At 44.1% G+C, this 21,825-nt stretch carries 23 protein-coding genes and 3 pseudogenes; 21 read left to right on the top strand and 5 right to left on the bottom strand.

Annotated elements, in window-relative coordinates; translation table 11 throughout:
• The first annotated feature begins 538 nt into the window (after nucleotides 1–538).
• Both EST42_RS11360 and EST42_RS03465 read left to right on the top strand, forming a co-directional pair.
• The gene (locus EST42_RS11360; RefSeq protein ID WP_280633867.1) at nucleotides 539–667 is read left to right on the top strand and encodes a hypothetical protein; all 129 of its coding nucleotides are present in this window, start codon (nucleotides 539–541) and stop codon (nucleotides 665–667) included.
• A 151-nt stretch (nucleotides 668–818) separates the two neighbouring features.
• Nucleotides 819–1,811 carry an IS30 family transposase gene (locus tag EST42_RS03465; protein ID WP_134643832.1) on the top strand — a complete coding sequence of 331 codons (993 nt, stop codon included), beginning with the start codon at nucleotides 819–821 and terminating at the stop codon, nucleotides 1,809–1,811.
• A 59-nt stretch (nucleotides 1,812–1,870) separates the two neighbouring features.
• Here the strand turns inward: EST42_RS03465 and EST42_RS03460 are convergent, their stop codons facing one another.
• Nucleotides 1,871–2,104, bottom strand: a complete 234-nt coding sequence (locus EST42_RS03460; RefSeq protein WP_010373978.1) for a Veg family protein — start codon at nucleotides 2,102–2,104, stop codon at nucleotides 1,871–1,873.
• A 410-nt stretch (nucleotides 2,105–2,514) separates the two neighbouring features.
• On the opposite strand from EST42_RS03460, the gene EST42_RS03455 reads away from it, so the two are divergent.
• The 13 genes and pseudogenes from EST42_RS03455 to EST42_RS03405 all read left to right on the top strand — a co-directional run bounded on the left by EST42_RS03455 (nucleotide 2,515) and on the right by EST42_RS03405 (nucleotide 14,100).
• Nucleotides 2,515–3,000 carry a ComE operon protein 2 gene (locus EST42_RS03455; protein ID WP_134644228.1) on the top strand — a complete coding sequence of 162 codons (486 nt, stop codon included), beginning with the start codon at nucleotides 2,515–2,517 and terminating at the stop codon, nucleotides 2,998–3,000.
• A complete protein-coding gene (locus EST42_RS03450) occupies nucleotides 3,000–3,956 on the top strand; it encodes a thymidylate synthase (protein WP_134644227.1) in 957 nt (318 codons plus the stop codon). The genes EST42_RS03455 and EST42_RS03450 overlap by 1 nt, the downstream gene beginning before the upstream one ends.
• A 181-nt stretch (nucleotides 3,957–4,137) precedes the next feature.
• Nucleotides 4,138–5,460 carry an LCP family protein gene (locus tag EST42_RS03445; RefSeq protein ID WP_134644226.1) on the top strand — a complete coding sequence of 441 codons (1,323 nt, stop codon included), beginning with the start codon at nucleotides 4,138–4,140 and terminating at the stop codon, nucleotides 5,458–5,460.
• A 343-nt stretch (nucleotides 5,461–5,803) separates the two neighbouring features.
• Nucleotides 5,804–5,998 (top strand): PTS transporter subunit EIIB, encoded by a 195-nt coding sequence (locus EST42_RS10720; protein ID WP_245150364.1) that lies wholly within the window; start codon nucleotides 5,804–5,806, stop codon nucleotides 5,996–5,998.
• Nucleotides 5,999–6,012: 14 nt separating this feature from the next.
• Entirely contained in the window at nucleotides 6,013–6,315 is a 303-nt protein-coding gene (locus tag EST42_RS10715) for a PTS sugar transporter subunit IIA (protein ID WP_245150363.1), read from the top strand.
• Nucleotides 6,316–6,342: 27 nt separating this feature from the next.
• Nucleotides 6,343–6,962 (top strand): annotated as a pseudogene (locus tag EST42_RS03435) (family 1 glycosylhydrolase).
• Nucleotides 6,923–7,226 (top strand): annotated as a pseudogene (locus EST42_RS11520) (family 1 glycosylhydrolase); the annotation flags it as partial. The pseudogenes EST42_RS03435 and EST42_RS11520, both read left to right, overlap by 40 nt.
• A gap of 342 nt (nucleotides 7,227–7,568) precedes the next feature.
• Nucleotides 7,569–8,501, top strand: coding sequence for a phosphate/phosphite/phosphonate ABC transporter substrate-binding protein (locus EST42_RS03430; RefSeq protein ID WP_134644225.1), 933 nt, complete (start codon nucleotides 7,569–7,571; stop codon nucleotides 8,499–8,501).
• Between the two features lie 169 nt (nucleotides 8,502–8,670).
• On the top strand, nucleotides 8,671–9,438 hold the full coding sequence (gene phnC, locus EST42_RS03425) for a phosphonate ABC transporter ATP-binding protein (protein ID WP_134644224.1): 768 nt from the start codon (nucleotides 8,671–8,673) through the stop codon (nucleotides 9,436–9,438).
• A gap of 2 nt (nucleotides 9,439–9,440) precedes the next feature.
• Complete coding sequence (gene phnE / locus EST42_RS03420; protein ID WP_134644223.1) at nucleotides 9,441–10,223, top strand: phosphonate ABC transporter, permease protein PhnE; 783 nt, start codon at nucleotides 9,441–9,443, stop codon at nucleotides 10,221–10,223.
• On the top strand, nucleotides 10,223–11,017 hold the full coding sequence (gene phnE / locus EST42_RS03415) for a phosphonate ABC transporter, permease protein PhnE (RefSeq protein WP_134644222.1): 795 nt from the start codon (nucleotides 10,223–10,225) through the stop codon (nucleotides 11,015–11,017). The genes phnE (EST42_RS03420) and phnE (EST42_RS03415) overlap by 1 nt, the downstream gene beginning before the upstream one ends.
• Before the next feature lie 105 nt (nucleotides 11,018–11,122).
• Complete coding sequence (locus EST42_RS03410; RefSeq protein ID WP_134644221.1) at nucleotides 11,123–12,682, top strand: bifunctional metallophosphatase/5'-nucleotidase; 1,560 nt, start codon at nucleotides 11,123–11,125, stop codon at nucleotides 12,680–12,682.
• Between the two features lie 176 nt (nucleotides 12,683–12,858).
• Entirely contained in the window at nucleotides 12,859–14,100 is a 1,242-nt protein-coding gene (locus EST42_RS03405; RefSeq protein ID WP_134644220.1) for a NupC/NupG family nucleoside CNT transporter, read from the top strand.
• A 366-nt stretch (nucleotides 14,101–14,466) separates the two neighbouring features.
• On the opposite strand, the gene EST42_RS03400 is transcribed toward EST42_RS03405, so the two are convergent.
• Nucleotides 14,467–14,730 (bottom strand): PspC domain-containing protein, encoded by a 264-nt coding sequence (locus EST42_RS03400; RefSeq protein ID WP_134644219.1) that lies wholly within the window; start codon nucleotides 14,728–14,730, stop codon nucleotides 14,467–14,469.
• Nucleotides 14,731–14,864: 134 nt separating this feature from the next.
• On the opposite strand from EST42_RS03400, the gene EST42_RS03395 reads away from it, so the two are divergent.
• The 5 genes from EST42_RS03395 to EST42_RS03375 all read left to right on the top strand — a co-directional run bounded on the left by EST42_RS03395 (nucleotide 14,865) and on the right by EST42_RS03375 (nucleotide 18,348).
• Nucleotides 14,865–15,197, top strand: a complete 333-nt coding sequence (locus EST42_RS03395; protein ID WP_134644218.1) for a PadR family transcriptional regulator — start codon at nucleotides 14,865–14,867, stop codon at nucleotides 15,195–15,197.
• Nucleotides 15,187–15,825, top strand: coding sequence for a DUF1700 domain-containing protein (locus tag EST42_RS03390; protein ID WP_134644217.1), 639 nt, complete (start codon nucleotides 15,187–15,189; stop codon nucleotides 15,823–15,825). Before EST42_RS03395 ends, EST42_RS03390 begins: the two co-directional genes overlap by 11 nt.
• On the top strand, nucleotides 15,818–16,756 hold the full coding sequence (locus tag EST42_RS03385) for a DUF4097 family beta strand repeat-containing protein (RefSeq protein ID WP_167711066.1): 939 nt from the start codon (nucleotides 15,818–15,820) through the stop codon (nucleotides 16,754–16,756). The genes EST42_RS03390 and EST42_RS03385 overlap by 8 nt, the downstream gene beginning before the upstream one ends.
• 89 nt (nucleotides 16,757–16,845) lie before the next feature.
• A complete protein-coding gene (locus tag EST42_RS03380) occupies nucleotides 16,846–17,697 on the top strand; it encodes an undecaprenyl-diphosphate phosphatase (RefSeq protein WP_134644215.1) in 852 nt (283 codons plus the stop codon).
• Nucleotides 17,698–17,784: 87 nt separating this feature from the next.
• Nucleotides 17,785–18,348 carry a DNA-3-methyladenine glycosylase I gene (locus EST42_RS03375; protein ID WP_134644214.1) on the top strand — a complete coding sequence of 188 codons (564 nt, stop codon included), beginning with the start codon at nucleotides 17,785–17,787 and terminating at the stop codon, nucleotides 18,346–18,348.
• A 67-nt stretch (nucleotides 18,349–18,415) separates the two neighbouring features.
• Here EST42_RS03375 and EST42_RS03370 read toward each other — a convergent pair whose 3' ends face one another.
• From EST42_RS03370 to EST42_RS03360, 3 genes are all read right to left on the bottom strand, one after another.
• The gene (locus EST42_RS03370) at nucleotides 18,416–18,874 is read right to left on the bottom strand and encodes a threonine/serine exporter family protein (protein WP_134644213.1); all 459 of its coding nucleotides are present in this window, start codon (nucleotides 18,872–18,874) and stop codon (nucleotides 18,416–18,418) included.
• A gap of 12 nt (nucleotides 18,875–18,886) precedes the next feature.
• Nucleotides 18,887–19,654, bottom strand: a complete 768-nt coding sequence (locus EST42_RS03365) for a threonine/serine exporter family protein (protein WP_134644212.1) — start codon at nucleotides 19,652–19,654, stop codon at nucleotides 18,887–18,889.
• A 341-nt stretch (nucleotides 19,655–19,995) separates the two neighbouring features.
• Nucleotides 19,996–20,886 (bottom strand): YihY/virulence factor BrkB family protein, encoded by an 891-nt coding sequence (locus EST42_RS03360; RefSeq protein WP_134644211.1) that lies wholly within the window; start codon nucleotides 20,884–20,886, stop codon nucleotides 19,996–19,998.
• Between the two features lie 196 nt (nucleotides 20,887–21,082).
• Between EST42_RS03360 and EST42_RS03355 the strand changes: the two are divergent.
• Nucleotides 21,083–21,612: pseudogene (locus tag EST42_RS03355) on the top strand (apurinic/apyrimidinic endonuclease family protein); the annotation flags it as partial.
• Nucleotides 21,613–21,825 lie beyond the last annotated feature (213 nt).

Raw genomic sequence — 21,825 nt, 5'->3', positions numbered from 1 at the left:
TAGCACAACGCTTTTAGTAACAACCTTAAAAGAGCGACTCAGCAAAAGCTGAGTCGCTCTTTTTTTACCCGCGGCAAATGTATCTTTGCCTTTGTGGTAGATGGGCATGGCCGTTTACCTGAATATACTGATATTGTCCAACTTTAAGCCATAATGTTTTCGATTGTGGAGCGCTTGTTTGTACATATCTCCGTGGTAACGTTAGTGCTAATGAAGAAAGGGAGATCTGCTGATGAAGAAGTGGATGGTTAGTGTGGGAATGGCGGCTTACAACGATCATAAAGAATAACGATTTGGACGTCGATATGAAGCGAGCTTAGCTAAGAGCTATTCAAAATCGGCTAAATCAACAAGTTCATCATCTGCAGGCGGTGCGAGCGATTCAACGGCGACGAGCCGTGCTGCGAGTTTGCCGTCATAAACTGCAGCAGAAACACGTTTGAGTGAGGATTTGGACAGGTTTATTGCGGGTTAAAAGGATGGTATCATTCAAACAGGATATAAAGAGGATAGACGTGGTGCGTTCGAAGATACCTGTGTGGATACGTATCAAGATGAGTTAGAGGTGCAATATCCAGGAGAACAAAACGAAGATATTGTCGAAGGGATGATCGATCGTGGATTGCTAGCGCTGGATTTTGATGATCGGATTGCTGCAGTTAAATGAATTATCACGTGCGAGGGGAAATCTTTCGACCTCGTTTTTTGATACTTGAATTTACAATTCAAGTGCAACACTAAGCTAAATAAAAACTGACTCATAATGAACCAGCGTAAAATGTAGTTTGTCTAGAACATACAGAACGCGAGGAAACATTATGAGTCATTATCATCAGCTTACCGCATTTGATCGCGGACGTATAGAAGTTTTACTCAGAGAAGGGTTGTCAATGCGTAGCATTGCAAAAGAAATTGGTAGAAGCGCTTCGACAATCTCTCGTGAGATTGCCCGCTGTGTTGGCTCAACTTATGAAGCTGAGGATGCCGATCAAAAGCACATGCTTGCTCGAACGAAGTCGCATAAACGCCGAAAGTTAGATAACACTGAACTGCGAGAACTAGTTATATATGGAATCAATCAAAAACATTGGTCGCCTGAACAGATAGCTGGTCGACTAAAGATTTCAAGAGGTCATACGATTATTAGCGCAAATACAATCTACCGAGCGATTTATAGAGATAACTTGGGCCAGCCGGTGAAAAGTCACAAAGCTCGGGGCATTGCTCGTGCGCTTCGGCATAGAGGAAAAACTCGACATACTAAAGGTCATGTCGAACGTCGAGGTAAGATTAGAATTCCAAATACGATTGACGAGCGACCTGCAGAAGCAGGTTGTCGCTCTCGAATTGGAGATTGGGAACTGGACACTGTTATTGGCCGTAAAGGCGGTCAAGTATTGGTCACAATGGTTGATAGGAAGACCAGAATATTACTTTCAAAACGAGCGGCATCAAAGAAGACCGTCGATGTTATGAGAATCATAGGTTCAATGCTAGATTCCCTTCCAACCAGTCAGATACAGACTTTAACTCCAGACCGCGGAAATGAATTCAGTGCGCAAGATGAGATAACAAAGAAATTCGATGTCCAGTTTTACTTTCCTGATCCCCACGCTCCATGGCAACGCGGGACCAACGAAAATACAAATGGGCTAATCCGTGAGTACGTCCCTAAAGGGACTGCAATCGAAGATTATTCAGACGAATACATTGAACAAATGGTTGAGCAAATTAATAGCCGACCTCGAAAGCTTTTCGGCTGGAGATCGGCTAAAGAATATTATTTATCTCAAGTGTTCCGGTTGAATTGACAATTCACCTAACAAAAAATCCCTGAGCGACAAGCTTTGTCGCTCAGGGATTTTAATTTTTAGGCGAAAGTGATCTCGATGTTGTCCGTCAAGATATCCGTGTAACTGAATGAAGCCCGGTCGAATTCATTACCATCTTGCTTCAAGTCCAATACGAATACTGAACGGAACGTTTCACGTACCACAGCTTCGTGCTCAATCGTACGGTGGCGGCTCTCGTGGGTAACCAACGTAATTGGCTCGCCGATGTGATCGTCTAATTGTTGCTTAATTTCTGCTAATGCTGCAGGCATAAGGCACTCCTTTCGTGAGGCTGTCCTCACAACCAGCGACAAATGAAATCGCTGCGTAAAACCGGTGTACAAAAAGTGTACACCAAACCTATCGTTAATTTTAGCACAAAAAAAGAAAATTAACAACACAAAATAATTTTATCAAGTATTTTGTAAAATGAGATTTTTGGAGATAATTTTTGCATTTCTGGGTGAAAAATAACATAATTCCGAATAGCGCAACACGCGGTCGGATAGAATTGTCGGAAAAGCAAACGTTTGGATTTAGCGTAGCTGATTGTGTTGTGTTTCGCCGAACATTTGACAAATGGCATGTGTTTAATTGCGTACTATTAAATAATTCAAAGCTTGTATAGTTCGTAAATTCTGTTAATCTTGAGTTATAAACACAGCAAGAGGGGATTGCGATAATGAAAGACGAACGAATTGGGTGGCCGGCGTATTTTATGATGCAAGCAGCGATGCTGGCTTCGCGTAGTACCTGTACACGCCTACACGTTGGCGCGGTAATCGTCAAAGATGGCCGAATCATTGCGAGTGGCTATAACGGTTCAGTAACCGGTACACCACACTGCACGGAAGTTGGTGATTTATTGATAGATGGACACTGCATTCGAGCGGTTCACGCCGAACAAAATGCTTTGATGCAATTAGCAAAGATGGGAATTGCGGCAGAGGGTGCTGAAATCTACGTGACGGATTTTCCATGTGTCCACTGCACGAAATTCTTGTTACAAGCGGGAATTAAGAAAATCAACTATTTGCGCAATTATAATAATGACGAATTTGCAATGTCATTAATTAAGGCGAAAAATGTCGCCTTGAAACAAGTGCCGTTGACGCAAGGCGATGTTCAGTTAGTCGATTTTGAAAAGTACGTAATGGAGGGGAACTAATGAGTCAGAATGAACAAGCATACTTGGACTTAGCACAGGAAGTGTTAAATACAGGACATGTCAAAGGGGATCGGACGGGTACGGGGACGCGCTCACTGTTTGGCCGCCAGATGCGCTTTGACATGGCGGAGGGGTTCCCGCTGCTCACAACAAAGCGAGTGCCGTTTGGTTTGATTAAGAGTGAGTTGTTGTGGTTTTTGCAAGGAAATACCAATATTCGTTTCCTCTTGGAACACAATAATCATATTTGGGATGAGTGGGCATTCAAGAACTGGATCGAATCAGCAGATTACACGGGTCCAGATATGACTGATTTTGGGCGCCGATCATTAGTTGATGAGGCGTTTAAGTCACAATATGATGAACAACATCAATTGTTTGTGGACCGAATTCTAACGGATGATGCATTTGCTAAGCAATATGGTGAACTTGGGGATGTTTATGGTGCGCAATGGCGTCATTGGCGTAAGGTACAGGGCGGATTTATCGATCAAATTGATGATGTTGTCAACCAAATTAAGACTAATCCTAATTCACGTCGGTTGATTGTAACAGCGTGGAATCCTGAAGATGTGCCATCACAGGCATTGCCGCCATGTCACACGCTTTTCCAGTTTTATGTGGCCGATGGTAAATTGAGCTTGCAACTGTACCAACGTTCGGCAGATATTTTCTTGGGCGTGCCGTTTAACATTGCGTCATATTCGCTGCTGTTGCACATGGTTGCCGCACAAACGGGGCTCGAAGCAGGTGAATTTGTCCACACGTTGGGTGATGCACATATTTACTCTAATCACATTGCGCAAGTGACTGAACAGTTGTCACGCGAGATGGTTGAATTACCACAATTAGTATTGAATCCAGATATAAAATCGATTTTTGACTATACGATGGATGATATTAAAGTAGAGAGCTATAAGCCGGCTAAGTCGATTAAGGCGCCGGTAGCTGTTTAAAAAATAGACATGAAATAGACGCTCCGTGGCTAGATATGCTGACGGGGCGTCCTTTTTGTATTAAAATGAATAGGTTACGATAAGTTTCATTAAAGTTCTAGCTCGTAATATTAAAAAAATAACTGAAACAGTCAAGAAGGTTGATTGCCTGGTTATTGACCAGACAAGAGAGGAGACGCTCATGGATAATGGGCCAAATTCACGTTCTGCACGTCGAGAGGCAGAACGTGTGGCTAATAACCCGCTGAGTAAGGTACGAATGCCGAATTTGAATCCCAAAGGGGACGGGCCAAAGTTCGACAAAGTGCGGGTACGTAATACAATTTTGGCAGTCGTAGCTGTGATTGTATTGGCCGTGGGAGTGATGTTTGGTATTGCCTACAATAATACAAAGAACGCAGTGGATGATGCTTATCAAAGCACGGGTTTGAAAAAAGCTCGCGACGTGTCGGATGTGTTGTCAGACGGTAAGCCATTCTCAATTTTATTATTGGGAACTGATACGGGGGAACTGGGACGTGACTATAAGGGGCGTACAGATTCATTGATGCTAGTGACCGTTAATCCGAAGAAGGATAAGGTGACGATTATGTCATTGCCACGTGATTCGGTGATTGCGCCCGTTGGTTATGAGGATGAATTCCCACAAAAGTTAAATTCAGCTTATGAATTTGGTTCGGCAAAGACGACTATTCAAACCATTCAAGATTGGTTAAATATACCGATCGATTTCTATGCGCTCGTTAATATGGGTGGTATGGAAAAGGTCATTAATGAACTTGATGGGGTGAAGGTAAAGTCACCGCTGACCTTTGCGTATAACCCTTATACGGCGCATGATGACGCAGGCTACTTGTTTAGCTTCAAGAAGGGCTCATCAACGTATACGTTTACGGCCCAAGATGGCGTAACACATACTTACCATAAGATGGACGGTAAGGCAGCGTTGGCGTTCTCTCGTATGCGTTATGATGATCCGCAAGGTGATTACGGTCGCCAAGAGCGCCAACGTATGGTGCTCGAGGCAATCGTTGATAAGGCAAAGAGCAATCCAACGAAGCTTGTGAATGCGAAGTTTTTGGATACCTTGTCAGATTCAACGAAGACTGATTTGACTTTTGGCGATATGACGACCATTATTTCGAAGTACTTAAGTGCTGCGAAGAATATCAAGACCGATCATGCCCAAGGAACTGAAGTGACATTGTCTTCGGGATCTTCTGAGTTGATTTCACCAAAGGAAAAGCAACGTGTAACCAATGTTTTGCGCAAGTCATTAGGCTTGAAGCACAAGAAGACTGGTAACCTGTACGGTGGTGAAGTCACAGCGGCAACGTTGTTGGCAAACGGCTTGGTAACCACCGGTGCTTCTGATATTGATGATTCTGAATCGGATGACAGTAGCACAGCGACGGATACAGACGCAACGACTGGTGCCACGGCATATGGCACGGGCACAACGGCTGATACAACCGGAGCAACAACTAATTATTATGGTCAATAATGACTGAAAAGAACGAGACTAGGATAAAATCCGGGGTCTCGTTCTTTTTTAGACAAAAATGGTGCTTTAACGAAAGAATGAAATCGCTTTCAACATTGTGGCGCCCACAATAGAATTGACTTGTTAGCATGTGAAACTGAACTGAGCATAATTGGGGAGTTACAGATCATTTATATTTCTGACGCATGGTAACGTCATGAAAATGTCTGAAATTGAATATACGGATGCACATGCGTGTTTACATTTTTTTTCATAATTCGCCCAATAATTGCGCGAATGTAAACGTTATCATTAAATGTGTAATAAACCAACGGGGATTTTTAGCTAATAGGGGTAAGAAAACATGGCACAAGACTTTAAAAAGTTAGCACGCAATGTTGTGGCTGGTGTTGGTGGCGCTGAAAGCGTTACGAATTTGACGCACGGCATGACACGTCTGCGCTTTATTTTGAAAGATGAGAGCAAGGCCGATGATACAAAAGTGAAGAACATTCCGGGTGTTATGGGTTTGGTGAAGCAGGGGAGCAATATCAAGTAATCATTGGCAATAACGTGGCTGCTGCCTATAAGGAAATTTTGCCACTTGGTGTTGATACGGTTTCATTAAATGGTGAAACATTCACGGCTAAGGTAGCAGCGGGAGATCGTGTTGCAGTCGGTGACGAGTTGTTTGAAGCGGACCTGGATGCCATCAAGGCGGTCGGATTGCCAACGACGACAATAGTTGTGATTACAAATTCACATCAATTTAAGGATATTGCGCCAGTGGAGCCGGGTCACGTTTCATTCAAGGAGCATGTGATGGAAGTTTTCCACCATGATAAGGAAGCAGACACGGAACCAGCAATAGCGTAAGTTTAACGAAGAAGAGGGTAGAGATTTATGACGACGAATACTGTATTACCAGCAGATTTCTTGTGGGGTGGCGTAATTGCTGCCAATCAAACTGAAGGGGCTTGGCATGAAGGTGGTCGTGGCACGAATAACATTGATATGTTGCCAATTGGCGACAAGCGGATGCCGGTTAAGTTGGGGCCAGTGGCGCAACCTGAACTGGACGAAACGTTGTACTATCCAAGCCATACCGGAATTGATTTTTATCACCATTACAAGGACGATATTGCCCTGCTAGCAACAATGGGCTTGAAGGAATTCGAACATCAGTTTCATGGAGTCGCTTGTATCCAAATGGTGATGAAGAGACGCCTAATCCGGCGGGGGTCGCCTACTATCGCTCTCTATTCGAAACGTGCCGGGAGCATGGTATGGAAGTCTTGATAACATTGGCACACTTTGATGTACCGATGGGCTTAGTAACCGGCTATGGTTCATGGCGTAGTCGTGAGATGATAACTTTTTTCATCCGCTATGCGAAGACATGTTTTGAAGAATTTGGTGATTTAGTTAATTACTGGATTACATTTAATGAAATTAACATTATCTTGCACAGTCCATTTTCTAGGGCTGGGTCATCGATCCGCTTGGCTTGCGCATTACGATGAATCAGTTGTATGACCGTTATCAAAAGCCATTATTCTTAGTTGAAAATGGTTTGGGTGCTGAAGACACAGTTACTGCTGATGGGTTATATTGCCTGGGGTGTGATCGATTTGGTCGCGGCCTCAACAGGTCAAATGACTAAGCGTTACAGGATGATTTAGGTGGATAAGAACAACGGCGGTAGCGGTGCTTTGAAGCGCTTGAAGAAGAAGTCGTTTGATTGTTACAAGCAAGTTATCGCCTCAAATGGGACGGCCTTGTCATAATTTTAAAAGAGGTTGGTACAGAGATTTCTGTGCCAACCTCTTATTTAGAATTTTTAATTGTAAAGCCACCATTTACTAAACGCATACTGAATCAAAAAGAAATCACAATTAAGCCTAAATATTGGACGAGTAGGCTGATAAGTGTAGAAGGGATTAGATAATTTCATAAAACGAACTAAAAATCATAATTTTTGTTTTTGTTAAAACGTTTAACGTCAAAAAATGAACAAATATGATATTGACGTAAAGAATGTTCGTTGTTATCCTTAATACAACCTTTGAAGAGGTTACCAATTTGGGTAATGAAAATTAGGAACAGATAACTAAGGAGTACTAGGGGACATGTTTAAAAAGCTTGTTGCGGGCGCTGCAGTTACGATTGCAGCCTCAACATTGGTTACAGCATTGCCAGCAGCGTCAGTTAACGCAGCTGACAAAAAGGTTGATTTGAAGGAATTGAATGTACAGTTCGTTCCATCATCACAGGCTGACACAATTCAAGCCAAGGCTAAGCCATTGGAGAAGTTATTGAAGGCCCAATTGGGTATTCCAGTTCACGTAACGATTTCAACAGACTACAACACGGTCGTTGAGGCGATGGGTTCAGAGAAGGTTGACATGGGATTCTTGCCACCTGACCCATATGTACAAGCTCACAAGCAATACGGTGCAAAGGTTATCTTGCAATCACAACGCTACGGCATTAACGACAAGAAGGGGGACGGTTCAAATACCGACAAGCTTGTTGCTTACTACCGTGCCGAAGTGCTGGTTAACAAGGACTCAAAGATTAAGTCTATTAAGGATTTGAAGGGTAAGAAGATTGCCGTGCAAGACACGACGTCGGATGCAGGGTACATGTTCCCGGTTGTTGACTTGAAGAAGAAGGGTGTCAACGTCGTGAAGGACGCCAAGCTGGTTACAGTTAAGGGTCACGATCAGGGTGTGCTATCAGTAATGAACGGTGACACAGATGCAGCTTTCGTCTTTGATGACGCACGTAACGTCGTTAAGAAGGATAACCCGGATGTCTTTAAGGACACGCGTGTTTTGACATACACAGCTAAGATTCCTAATGATACCATTGCCTTGCGTAAGGGTATTTCAAAGACTGATACTAAGGCAATCCAAAACGCGATGATTAAGGTATCGAAGACAACTGAAGGTAAGAAGGTCTTGAACGATGTTTATAGCTGGGCCGGCGTGGCAAAGTCAAAGGATTCAAACTTCGACGTTGTTCGTAAGTACCAAAATGCTGTTGAAAGCATCAACTAAGTCTAAATTAAATAAAGCTGATTGGTCACGCCGTGGCCAACAGTGATGACAAATGAAGAACGAGTTTCCTGGTCGTGTTTTAACCGGTGGAGCTCGTTCTTAGTACATATTTTTTAAAACGATTAAGCAAGTTGATTAGTTGTTAAGTAAAACAATCAGGGGAATGAATATGGCAAGCCAAACTGGCACAATCCAAGTAAAAGACGTTTCAAAAGTTTATCCAAATAGGACAGTGGGACTCGATCACATTAACTTAGATATTACATCAGGTGAATTTGTGGTGATTGTTGGTCTATCAGGGGCTGGTAAAAGTACCTTGCTACGGGCAATCAACCGCCTGCACGATGTCACGGATGGCGAAATTTTATTGGATGGGGCAGATATTACCAAAGCTAAGGGTAGTCAATTGCGAGTATTGCGACGGAATATTGCCATGATTTTCCAAAACTTTAATTTGGTGAAGCGCGCGTCAGTCGCCCGAAATGTTTTAGCCGGTCGTGTTGGGTACTATTCAACGTTTAAGAGTACATTTGGTTTGTTTTCAAAAGCTGATAAAGAGAAGGTTGCTGAAAATTTGAATAGGGTGAATATGCTCGACAAATACTATACGCGTGCGGATGAACTATCAGGTGGCCAACAACAACGTGTCGCAATTGCGCGGGCGATGATGCAATCACCAACGGTTGTCTTGGCCGATGAACCCATTGCATCATTGGATCCGAAGACGACCAAGATGGTGATGGATGATTTACAACATCTAAACCGGGATTTGGGGATGACGGTGGTGGTTAACTTGCACAGTGTGCCACTTGCAATGGCATATGCGTCCCGCATTGTGGGGTTGCGTGCAGGAAAGCTAGTTTATGATAAGCCGATTGCTGAAGTTAATGAGCGCGACTTTGACGGTATTTACGCTGAAGCTGGGGACAAGGAGTAGTCATGGAATCATTATTACCAGAGCGTCAGTTTAGTCAAAAATGGCATATTAAAGGCTTACTGACAGTCGTGCTTGTCATCTTGATACTATTTGGGTCAGGACAAATGACGGGTGTCTCAACGGATTTTAGTTGGGACCAATTTTGCCAAATCTTGATTAAGATGACGCAACCAGATTGGTCATATGTGTCAGCGATTGTGACGCCGACCTTAGAAACGATTCAAATGGCCTTGGTTGGGACGTTGCTCGGGACAATTATTGCCGTACCATTTAGTTTGTTAGCAGCACGTAATATCATGAAAAACGCGGTGGCGCGTGGTATCATCCGTTTCTTTTTGAACTTGGTTCGTGCGTTACCCGATTTGCTCTTAGCGGCGTTGTTCGTGGCGATTGTTGGTATTGGACCAATGGCCGGAGTTGGGGCCTTGACGGTGTTCAGTTTTGGGATGATCTCAAAGTTATTCTACGAGGCAATTGAAACGATTGATGACGGACCAATCGAAGCGTTGACGGCAGCTGGCGCAAACAGCATTCAAACGATTGTCTTTGCGGTTGTGCCGCAGGTATTTAACCAATTCTTGAGTTACTTCCTGTATACGTTGGAAATTAACGTCCGAGCATCGACAGTCTTGGGGTATCTAGGTGCTGGTGGTGTGGGATTGTACTTGAGTCAAACGTTGTCGCTATTCCGCTACGATCGCACAGCGATTGTTATTTTGACAATTTTAGTCGTGGTTATTATTGTGGATGGTATTTCTAATCGACTACGGGAGGCGTTGGCCTAATGCAATTAGTAAAACAAAGTCCATGGCAACGATTCCGTCCTTGGGTGATTACAGCAGTCGTGATCTTGATTTTTGCCTGGGCCTTCTCGGGCATTCCATTAGCATCAGTTAAGCCTCAAGCGTTGATTATTACGAAGGCCATTTTTCATGGCTTATTCCATCCGGATTGGTCATACGTTTATACAGGGGATGGCGAAGATTTGGTAACCGCATTGGTTGAAACACTGGCCATTGCCTTCCTAGGAACATTTATTTCGGCTATTTTATCAGTACCGTTTGCATTTCTAGCTGCGCGCACAAAGAAAGGCTTCTTCACGCCACGGTCAACATTGGGTAAGGTTATTTTAACGATTATTCGTGTTTTCCCGGAAATTGTATTGGCCATTATGTTCATCAAGGCAGTTGGACCAGGTGCATATGCGGGTGTCTTGGCAGTATCGATTCACTCGATTGGTATGCTGGGGAAGTTGTTTTCGGAAGCGGTTGAAAACATTGATCGTGGACCGAATGAAGCGATTGTCGCAGCCGGTGGTTCGGCGCTAGATGGGTTAACATTGGCAACGTTACCAGCGGTTATGCCAGAGTTTATGAACTATACGTTATACCGTTTCGAAATTGCGGTTCGTTCAGCAGCCATTTTAGGAATGGTTGGTGCCGGTGGAATTGGAGCACCGTTGATTTTTGCGTTGCAAACACGTCAATGGCCAAAGGTGGGTATCATTCTGCTGGGAATCATTATCATGGTCACGGTGATTGATTTCTTGTCAGGTCAACTCCGCAAAAAGTTGGTTTAACAGCTAAATTAGCATAGAATATAACATAGTAAAAATGAGTGAAAACAGGCTGCTGAATTTAATTTGGCAGCCTGTTGTACATAAAATAGACTGGGGATATAAGAGATGCGAGTATCAATCATTTCAACGTCTGATGTGCATGGTTATGTGCGCGCGGATGATTTTCGTCGACCATTATTAAATGACGGACTGGGCTTAACGCGCGCGGCGACTGTTATTGCAACGTTGCAAGAACGGGCGGCACATGGCGAAGCAGTTGTAACGATTGAAAATGGGGACTTTATTCAAGGGTCCCCACTAACGGATTACGTGGAAAAACAAACGCCAGAGGATGCAGGGATTTATCAACAATTGGCCGACGCGGTCGGGTATGATGTCCGTGTCTTTGGGAATCACGAGTTTAATTACGGTCGTGATTATTTGGAGCGAGTGATGGCGGATACGCCACAATTGTTGAATGCGAATGTTCTTGATGCAGAAACGCACCAACCATTTATTGGTAAGCCGTACGCTGTTTTTGAACGGGCAGGCGTTAAAATTGGTGTGATTGGTTTGTTGACCAAATACGTAGCCAAGTGGGAACAAGCTGATAATATTCGAGGGCTATTATTTGCCGATCCGGTTGAAGTGGCCCAAAACTATATCGCTGAGTTACGCCCCAAAGTTGATGTGCTGGTGATTGCCTATCACGGTGGTTTTGCGGAAGATTTGCAAACTGGCGAGCCGCTGGAGCGCTTGACCTCTGAAAACCAAGGTTATCAATTGTTGCATTTGCCAGGTGTTGATGCACTTGTCACAGGTCACCAACACCGAACGATTGCCGAAGTGGCAGATGGTGTGCCGACGACGCAACCAGGTTATCGGGCGGATAACGTCGGGCTAATTACCCTTGATTTAGATGAGCAACAGACGGTTGTCGGTCGGGAAGCGAGCCTTATCAAGACGGCAGACGCCGCAGAACGGGCAGATATCGTGGCGCTAATCGAACCACTGCAAAGCCAAACGAATCAATGGCTTGATGCGGCAGTCGGTACGGTTGGTGACAATATGCAAATTACCAATCATTTTGCGGCGCGCCTTCACAGCCACCCGTTTATTGAATTGGTTAACCGTGTCCAAATGAACGCAACGCAGACCACTATCGCAAATACGGCGTTATTTAATGATGAAGTTCGTGGCTTGGCGAATGACGTCACGTTACGTGATATTATGACTAATTACATTTATCCCAATACATTAGTTGTGGAAGCGCTGACGGGGCAAGATATTAAGGATGCCTTGGAGGTAAATGGGCGTTACTTTACGATGGCAACTGATGGCACGTTGACGGTTAATCCCCTGTTTATTGAGCCGAAAGTTCAGCACTACAACTACGATATTTGGAGTGGCATTGATTATACGTTTGACTTTAGTCTACCAGCAGGCGATCGTGTGACGGCAGTGTCATATCAAGGTCAACCATTGGATATGGCGGCGACCTATGAAGTGGCAATGAATAACTACCGTGCCGGTGGGGCTGGTAATTTCACGATGTTTAGTACGGATAAAATAGTACGTGAAGTGCAGTTGGAGACAGCTGAATTGATTGGTGACTATATCATGGCCCACCCTGAAATTCATATTGACCAACCAACCAACATCACGGCAGTTGGCTTTCAAAATTAGTTAAAAAGGAACTGTTGTGCGATATGCGCAACAGTTTTTTTAGTGAATTTTGGCACGTTAAACGTTTTACCGAATGAATTATCGAGGTTAACCGTTTTACAAAGTCCTTACTTTTGATACACTTAATTTGTTAAGTTATTTTACATAAGTAAGAACCCCTCAAGGAGAAGTAGCACATGCTATTGTTGATGAACATCCTCGGAATCTTTGTATTTCTAGGGGTGGCATATTTATTTTCACGTGATCGTAAGAACATCAAGTGGCGTTCGGTTGGTGTCATCTTGGTGATCCAATTAATTTTGGCTTGGTTCTTTACGAGTTTTTCAATTGGTCGAGATGCTGTGCTAGCCGCGGCAAATGGGTTTGAATGGCTAACCAGTGCGGCCTTTGATGGTATCGCTTTTGCGTTGCCTGATTGGGTGAAGCCTGCATCAGGGACAATGAACTTTGTGACGTCATCTGTTTTGCCAATCTTGGTTATTATTCCAATGTTTGATATTTTGACGTACATTGGTGTCTTGCCATGGTTGGTTAAGTGGGTTGGTCGTGGTTTGTCATTTTTGACAGGTCAACCTAAGTTTGAATCATTTTTCTCAGTTGAAATGATGTTCTTGGGAACGACTGAAGTATTGGCCGTTTCTAAGTTACAACTGCAACAAATGGACGCTAAGCGTAATTTGACGGTTGCTATGATGTCGATGAGTACTGTTACGGCTGCCATTGTTGGATCATACGTTGGGATGATGCCTGGTCAATTCGTGTTGACGGCGATTCCGTTGAACATCTTGAGTGCTATCATGATGACGACGATTTTGAATCCAACGCAAGTGGCGGAAGCTGATGATACAATCGCGGTCTTGGATCACAATGAAACGACCGAATACGGTAAGGACAAGCGTCAACCATTCTTTGCGTTCTTGGGTGATTCGATCCAAGGGGCTGGTTTGGTTGCGGTTATTATCGTCGCCACGGTGATTGCCTTCGTTGGGTTGGCTTCTTTGATCGATAACTTGTTGTCATTGACGACATTGTCATGGCTATCATTGGAGAACATTTTCGGGGTCATTATGTTCCCATTTGCTTGGCTTCTCGGCTTTAACGTCGATGATGCCTTCCACATTGCGCAATACATGGGAACGAAGTTGGTAACGAATGAATTTGTGGTGATGGGAGAAGTATCAAAGCAAGTTGCTCACCACTCAGGTATGTTTGCGTCAGCTCACGCGCGCGCTGTTTTGACGGTGTTCGTCACGAGTTTCGCCAACTTTGGCACACTGGGAATGATTATCGGTTCATACAAGAGCTTGGTTAATCGTGAAAAGGCCGAATTGATTGCAGCTAATGTGCCATTGATTTTGGTATCTGGTATCCTGGTATCATTGATGTCAGCAGCAATGGTTGGATTGTTCAGCTGGTAAACAAATTTTAAAGTGTAAAAAATGAGCGTCACTGCATTTGCGGTGACGCTCATTTTTGTTGAAGTCGTGTGTCGTGCTACCGCACGAGCAACAGGAGTGGGTTGTATCCTGCGGCTTTGTTCAAAAACTCGGCAACCGAATAGCGCGGACGCCATTCAGCGGGGAAAATAATTCTCCCTAAGCCTTCAAGGCCTGTATGGGCTTTTCTGAATAGCGCCGGCCATGCGGCATGTTGCCGATTTTTGAATGCCCCGGATACAACCTACTCCTATTGCAGCACCTGAGATATTCTAGGGGAGTATTGATGATCATCCATATTACCAATCAAAAAAACACCACAGATGCGGTGCTTTTTCGTTAAGCCTATTAAATATCGTCGTCAAAACGATTTGGGGTGATGTCCTTGCGACTGTCATCCTTGAACTCGTATTCGTGGTGAGTTGGGGCATCAGGCATAACAACGGCCGCAATGATGTACAAAATGCTCATTGGGAAAAAGCCGGTGAATAAAAACAAGGCCGCAAAGATAATGCGAACAAGCGTCGCATCAAAATTGAAATAGTCAGCGACACCACCGAGGACCCCGCTAAAGACTTTGTCGTTTGACTTCGTTAGTTTCTTACTTGCCATAATGAAAACCTTCTTTCTATATGAACCCAAAGTGAATTGTTAAAGGGGGTAGCGAAATACTTTACACAACCCCCTGCGTTCCCTATACTTAGATTATATTATATGAGTTATAGTATTGTAAAGGAAGATGAACCATGGCGATGCAATTATCTAGTGATCTGATGGATGGACTAGTCTTGTCGTTGCTGTCATCGGAAGATTTATATGGCTACGCGTTGACGAAACAAGTTCAGGAACGCTTTTCAGTTTCGGAGTCAACGATGTATCCAGTGTTACGACGCTTAAAAGCAAAAGGCTGGGTAACAACTTATGATGAACCTTTTGAAGGACGCAACCGACGCTACTACAAAATATCAGACGATGGCCGTACTGAAATGGCGCGTGTGCAAGAAGAATGGCGGGTCTTTAGTCGTAATGTGAACGACTTAATGATGCCGGCAGAAGGGGAAAAGGTTGATGGAAAATAACATTTACTTCACGCAACTGAAGGGTCACTTGGTTGGCTTGACTGATGAAGAACGCGAAGATGTGTTGGATTTTTATCGTGAATATGCGTCAGACGCGGGCTTGACCGGCGAAACGTTGATTCGAGAATTTGGTACGCCTAAGCAATTGGCGCGTCGCGTATTAGTGGATTACTCAATTCGTTACGATGATGTGGCGGATCAAGATGCACTGGAAGAGAATGAAACACCTGTGCACCATTTCCGTGAACGAATTGGGCGACAATTTAACCTATTGTGGGTTGTGTTGGTTGGTTTGGTAACTTCCGTTGTATGGATCCCAGCGATGATTCTTATTTTGTTGGGCTTGTTTATCGTTATTGTGATTGCTGTATTTTTGATTATGCTGCTACTGGTATTCCTAGCAACTGGTTTGTTCCAGGTTGTTGGGGCGGTCGCCATTATTGGGACAAGTTGGCAGACGGCTTTGTACCAAGGTGGGATTGGATTGATTTTAATTGGTCTCCAATTCATCGCCTGGCCAATTGGATTCGCAATTGTCCGCGTAATCTTTGGTGGCCTGATGAACTTTGTTAAGTATGTTGGCCGTAAGTTCTCACGTAAGCAAGAAGGAGGCACGAATCATGCCTAAGATGATGCGTTGGATACTGACGGGGCTAGTGATTACGGCGGTCGGTGTTGTTTTGATGTTTGTTGGCTTGTCAAACGATGGTCAGAATAGCTTGAATTGGCGAGATGGTCATTTTGTGGTGCCACAAGTAAAAACTGTGAATCAACAAGTTTCGGTATTTAAGTCGGTCAATATTAACACTGAGGATATTGATGTGCGGTTAGTGACGAATGACGATGATACGTATGCGGTGAAGTCGAGTGTGCGTGATGCAGCTCGATTACATGTTTCGGTGCGGCATAACACACTTTATGTTAAGTACAATACAGAAAACGATAATGGTGTGGGAGTCGGCTTTGGTGAAAATAGGCCGGAACACATTACTATCAGCGTACCGCAAAATAAGGCGTTTGATAAATTTAAGCAAACGTCAGTCGGGTCGGACATTGTGTTAAAGGATTTGACGGCTAAGGCGGTTAAAATTAGTGCAACTGCCGGTGATATTACGTTAAATAATTTGACTACCCCAGATATGACGGTAGCTAATCGTGATGGTAATGTGCACTTAACGGATGCCGTGCTTAAGCAATCAACGATTAGCATGAGCGATTCTGATTTGACGGTGCAAAACGGTGAATTGGGCAAGTTATTGTTATCTGGTACTGATAGTGATGTACATTTGAATCATACGGCATTAAATGCAAGTGTGATGCAAGTGAACGACGGTGATGTGACGACGACTGCGAGTCGGTATACAGGGGTGAATACAATTACCTTACGTGATGGTGACTTTAAGGCTGCACAAGCCCAATTCAGTGGGTTGCAATTGCAAACAACTGATGGTGATGTGATGGTTAAAGGAACCAAGTATGCTGGTCAATTTATCGGAAATGAAACGGCGCCAGATCGTTTGAGTATTATTGCGACAGATGGTGATATTCACGTCAATTAAGCCGGGGTAAAGAAGGCGTTGCGTGTATAGGCGCAACGCTTTTTTTCTGGTATTGTAATAGCGATAAGTTTAAAAATAAGGAGCAAAACATGCTTGATTTGTTGAAGTCCTTGGTGATTGGTATTGTGGAAGGATTAACTGAATTCTTGCCAGTATCATCGACCGGACACATTATTATTGCGGAGTCATTCATGAATATCCCGGGTGGGGCCGTATGGACAAAGAGTTTCACGGCGATGTTTGATTATGCGATTCAATTAGGGGCAATTTTTGCGGTTATTCAACTTTACTTCAAGAAGTTGAACCCTTTTTCACCGTCAAAGTCTTCTTTGGAAAAGAGTCAAACATGGACGCTTTGGTTTAAGGTGATTGTCGGAGTCTTGCCGGCTGTAATTGCAGGATTGACCTTGAACGATTACATGGATGCCCACTGGCTAAATGCTTGGGTTGTGGCAGCAATGTTGATTATTTATGGTGTGTTATTCATTGTCGTGGAGCGTTACTTGGCAAACAAGAATGCTATTTTGACTGATTTGAATGCCATGTCATACAAGATGGCATTGTTCATTGGGTTGTTCCAAGTGCTATCAATCGTACCGGGAACGTCACGTTCAGGATCAACTATTTTAGGAGCATTAATTTTGGGTGCGTCACGTTTTGTCGCTGCTGAATTCTCATTCTTCATGAGTATCCCAGTTATGTTTGGGGTAACTATTTTGAAGGTGGGTAAGTACTTGCTAGGTGGTGGTGGCTTTACAGGTTCCCAAACTGGCGTTATGGTTGTCGGCTTTATTGTTTCATGGATTGTGGCTTACTTTGCCATTAAGGTCATGATGAATTACATTAAAAACAATGACTTCAAGGTCTTTGGATACTACCGTATTGTTGTTGGTATCGTAGTCCTTGCCTTGGGTGCTGCAGGCATGTTGCACATGCACTAAAAGCGATATAAACCGGTAACAGGCTTGTTAGCGGTTTTATTTTAATTCACAATTAAGTTTAACTTAACATTTTGCAGGGGGATTGATATGGCAGTGCGGTGTACATGGGTAGCAAATTACAGCGAAGATGATTTGATGACGGCCTATCATGATCAAGAATGGGGGCGTCCGACCCATGGTGATCAGCAGTTATTTGAATTGTTGAGCCTAGAAACTTATCAGGCAGGGCTCAGTTGGCAGACTGTCTTGCATAAGCGGGCGGCTTTTCGCATAGCGTTTGCACAATATGATATTGACCAGGTCGCACAAATGACGGCGATAGACATCGACAGGCTTTTGCAAAATGCTGACATTATTCGACATCGGCAAAAATTAACCGCGACTATTGCGAATGCGCAGGGTATCCAACATATTCAGCGTGATTATGGTTCTTTTGATGCCTGGCTATGGTCATTTGTGCGGCAAAAACCGATTGATAATCGCGTGATTGATTATACGCAAATGCCTAGTTCAACTGACTTATCAAAAAAGGTGTCTAAAGCCATGAAGGCGTATGGGTTTAAATTCGTCGGCTCTGTCACGGTGTACTCGTTCATGCAAGCAGCTGGTTTGATTAATGATCACGAGTTGACATGTGAGTGGCATAGTTAATCATAAAAGGTCGCCGATCATCCGATTGAATTGGATGATTGGCGACCTTTTTAAATATGTTTTTTAATTACCGGGCAAGCAAGTTTTGCTGACGACTTCTTAAGTGTTGCTTGATTTGTCGGACAACAACTTCGGCTAAAACAAACCCCACTGCTAGTGCAACAGCAATCGTGACCGTGGTGATGACACCGGCTTGTGCATTGGCGTAATGACCCAGTGAGAAATTCTTCATTGCGAGGTAGATAGTCCCGCCGGGCACCAGGGATACTAAGCTGGGAATGTAAATCATGTTAACGGGCACCCGCTTGTGAATCGCAAACCAGTTACCGAGGAGGCCGATAATAATGGCAGCGGTCATGTTCGCGAGGAAGACATTTGCATGTAAGTGCTGGACGAAGATGTAGCAAGTCCAAGCAGCGCCGCCTGTTAAACCAGCCGTTGGTAGGGCGCGACGGGGGATATTTGTGATAATGCCGAAGCCAACCGTCGATGCGAAACTAATAATGAATTGGATTAAATATGTCATGATGCGCCCTCCTTAAATCGTGCTGAATAAGTGTAGGAGTGTGGTGGCTAAGACCACGCCTCCGCCGATAGCGGCCGCGATTAAGAGCGCATCAAGGGCCCGGACCGTTCCTGATATCATATGACCGGCCATAATTTCGCGCATTGAATTCGTCAATGCGACGCCGGGCACTAAGGGCATAACGGCACTGACAATCATGTTTTCAGCATGGTGACCAACTCCACTAGCGACTAGGACCCACGCCAATAATGCAATAACAAAGCCGCCGGCGACTTCTTTTGCGTAGGGGGTGGCCGTGGCTCTGCGACCAACGAGTTGCGCAGTTAAATAACCAGCGATGCCAATGAAAAAAGCCAAGCCTAAATCTGACCAATCGGCAATAAATACGAGCATGGGTGCGACAGACACGAGCCCAGCACCCAAAATTTTAGTCGGCCAGTTGAAATCGATCACGTGCTGATCGATAGCGGCAACACGCGTTACGATATCATCAAATGACACATGTCCCGCTGAAAATTCACGTGAGAGTTGATTGATGTCATCAACCTTTTGTAAGTTGAATGCACCAAGTTTTGTTTTGGTTAACTGTGTTTCAGGCTGATTCGTTAACGATACGAAAACAGCCGTTAACGTGACGTAGCATGAAATCGCGACGCCGGCTGTACGACCGATGATTTCCACGGTTTCTTCGATACGTGGTGTTTCAGCACCACTTTCTAGTAAGATGCGCCCGATGCGGGCACACACGTCTAACACGGCGTGTTCATGCGATGTTGTCATAATGAAAATCCCCAATGCTTCCCCTTTGTATCCTTTGATTTTACCGGATAATTGGGCAGAACAAAACCGCCTACGTAGGTTAGACGTAGGCGGTTTCGGAGTCAGTCCGATGACGACTCTTTTTCCCAAAACACGTTGGTTAGGCGTGTTATAACAATGGTTGGTTAGACCATCACACTGGGTAATTCTTAAGGAGTAGGTTGTAGGTTGGTTAGACCTACAATTGCTGAGTTGGTTAAGCTTAGCAATATGAGTAAGTTGCTGTCTCTAATGTTAACAAGTTATCCTTATCAACATTATTAATCATAACGTGACTAGCTTAATAAAACAATAAATATCACTCACTTTTTTCCGTTTTTTCGGATAATGGACTTACCAAATGTTTGAATAACGGCCAATTTGTCGTTTTGCGAGGGGAATAACTCCTCCAAGGTTGTGGTGACAACGGTACCGATTAGTGCGGCTAGTGCAATAAAGTTAATCCAAAGCAACAGGATAATGACCGAACTTAAAGCTTGGTAGAATGTATAAGCTTGTGAGGCTAAACTGACATACCAACCGAAAATCTTTGTTAACCAGATGACAATTGCCACTTGAACGATTGTCCCGACGAGGGCCCATTGCAAGCGGGGCTTTTTAACCGGCAAAACCCAGTTGAAAAGTGATGCACCAATGAACAAGCCACCGATGACCACTGGTGATTTGGCGGATTCAATTTGTTGCACAAGATTAGCGCTGATGGGCAACGCTTCAAGAATGTTAGAGCCAACTGAAGCAATGATCAGTAGAATACCCATAATCCCTAGCACAAGGATCATCCAAGCCATTGAAATGAAGCGATCGATAATGGCAATTGTTTTAGGTTGTACCCCGTAAATGCCGTTTTGAGCCGTGCGGATTGATGCGACGACTCGCGATAACGACCACAGAGTGATGATAATTGAAGCTGATAGCACGCCGACACCCTTTTGACCAAGAATCGATTCGATGATGGGACGGGAAAAGTCGTAAACTGACGTTGGAACGGCCATTTGAACGTAACTAAGGGCGGTTGAAATGGTTAAGCCAAAGTAGGGCAGGAGCGTTGCGATAATGATGATTGCCGGGAAAATTGATAGGAGACCAAAGTAGGCAATTGATGAACTGGCCGTCACGATATCAACACGCATTGAAACGTCAATGATAGTTTTAATGACGCGATTATTAAAAATCCGTTTGATGATTTCTGACATGGCGGCTCCTCCTTTTTGACACAATACACCTATTTTAGCAAATAAAAACCGAGTCGGTAATCAACCGACTCGATTTAGGTGTTGCAATTAAAGGTTAGTGTGCGATTGGTGTGGTACCAGCGACGATACTATCGTCCTCAGCCATATTAGCGCGGTCACGCAAAGTAGCATCAATTTCCTCAAGTGAGCGACCACGCGTTTCTTGGCCGGTGGTGCTACGAAACCATTTGCTGACGCAGCTGCACAGGTCAAGCACTCATTGGAATTGCTAAGCGTTTGGACGCAGAATCATACGTATTCTGGAGTGGTCGTGAAGGTTACGAGTCATTGTTGAACACTGACACGAAGCGTGAGTTGGCTCACATCGCTAAGTTCTTCAAGTTGGCTAAGTTGTATGCTAACGAAATTGGTTACACTGGTCAATTCTTGTTGGAGCCAAAGGAGCCAACCGCTCACCAATACGGTACTGACGGGCAGACGACTATCGCATTCTTGAAGACGTACGACTTGGATAACATCTACAAGGAGCGTTACGCATCATTCGATACTGGTATCGGTGCTGACTTCGAAAACGACAAGGCTACGTTTGCTGACTTCGAAGCTTACATCTTGAACAAGACTAACGAAGAAATCTTCGCTACTGTTGAGTCAGGTCACTTGGAAGCTATCAAGGCTACGTTGAACAACTACATCTACTCAGTTTTGGGTTCAACTTTCAACAAGTAATCCTACTTAACTAAGTAAAACCATGTAAAAAAGGCTTGCAGCTGATGAAAATCAGTTTGTTGGTTAGGTGCCTTTTGCAATGAATCTAACTGACACTCTCAATCTCAAAAAAATCTCAAAAATAATCTCAACTAAAAGCATTGTGAGTGCCAATCTCACGCTCACATAGCGAACATAACAGTAGGGCAATTCCCTACGGCAACGAGGGGTGGG

It is taken from the genome of Weissella cibaria (assembly GCF_004521965.1).
Classification (GTDB): domain Bacteria; phylum Bacillota; class Bacilli; order Lactobacillales; family Lactobacillaceae; genus Weissella; species Weissella cibaria_A.
The sequence above is the reverse complement of the archived record's forward strand: the minus strand, read 5'-3'. Positions and strand labels throughout refer to the sequence as shown.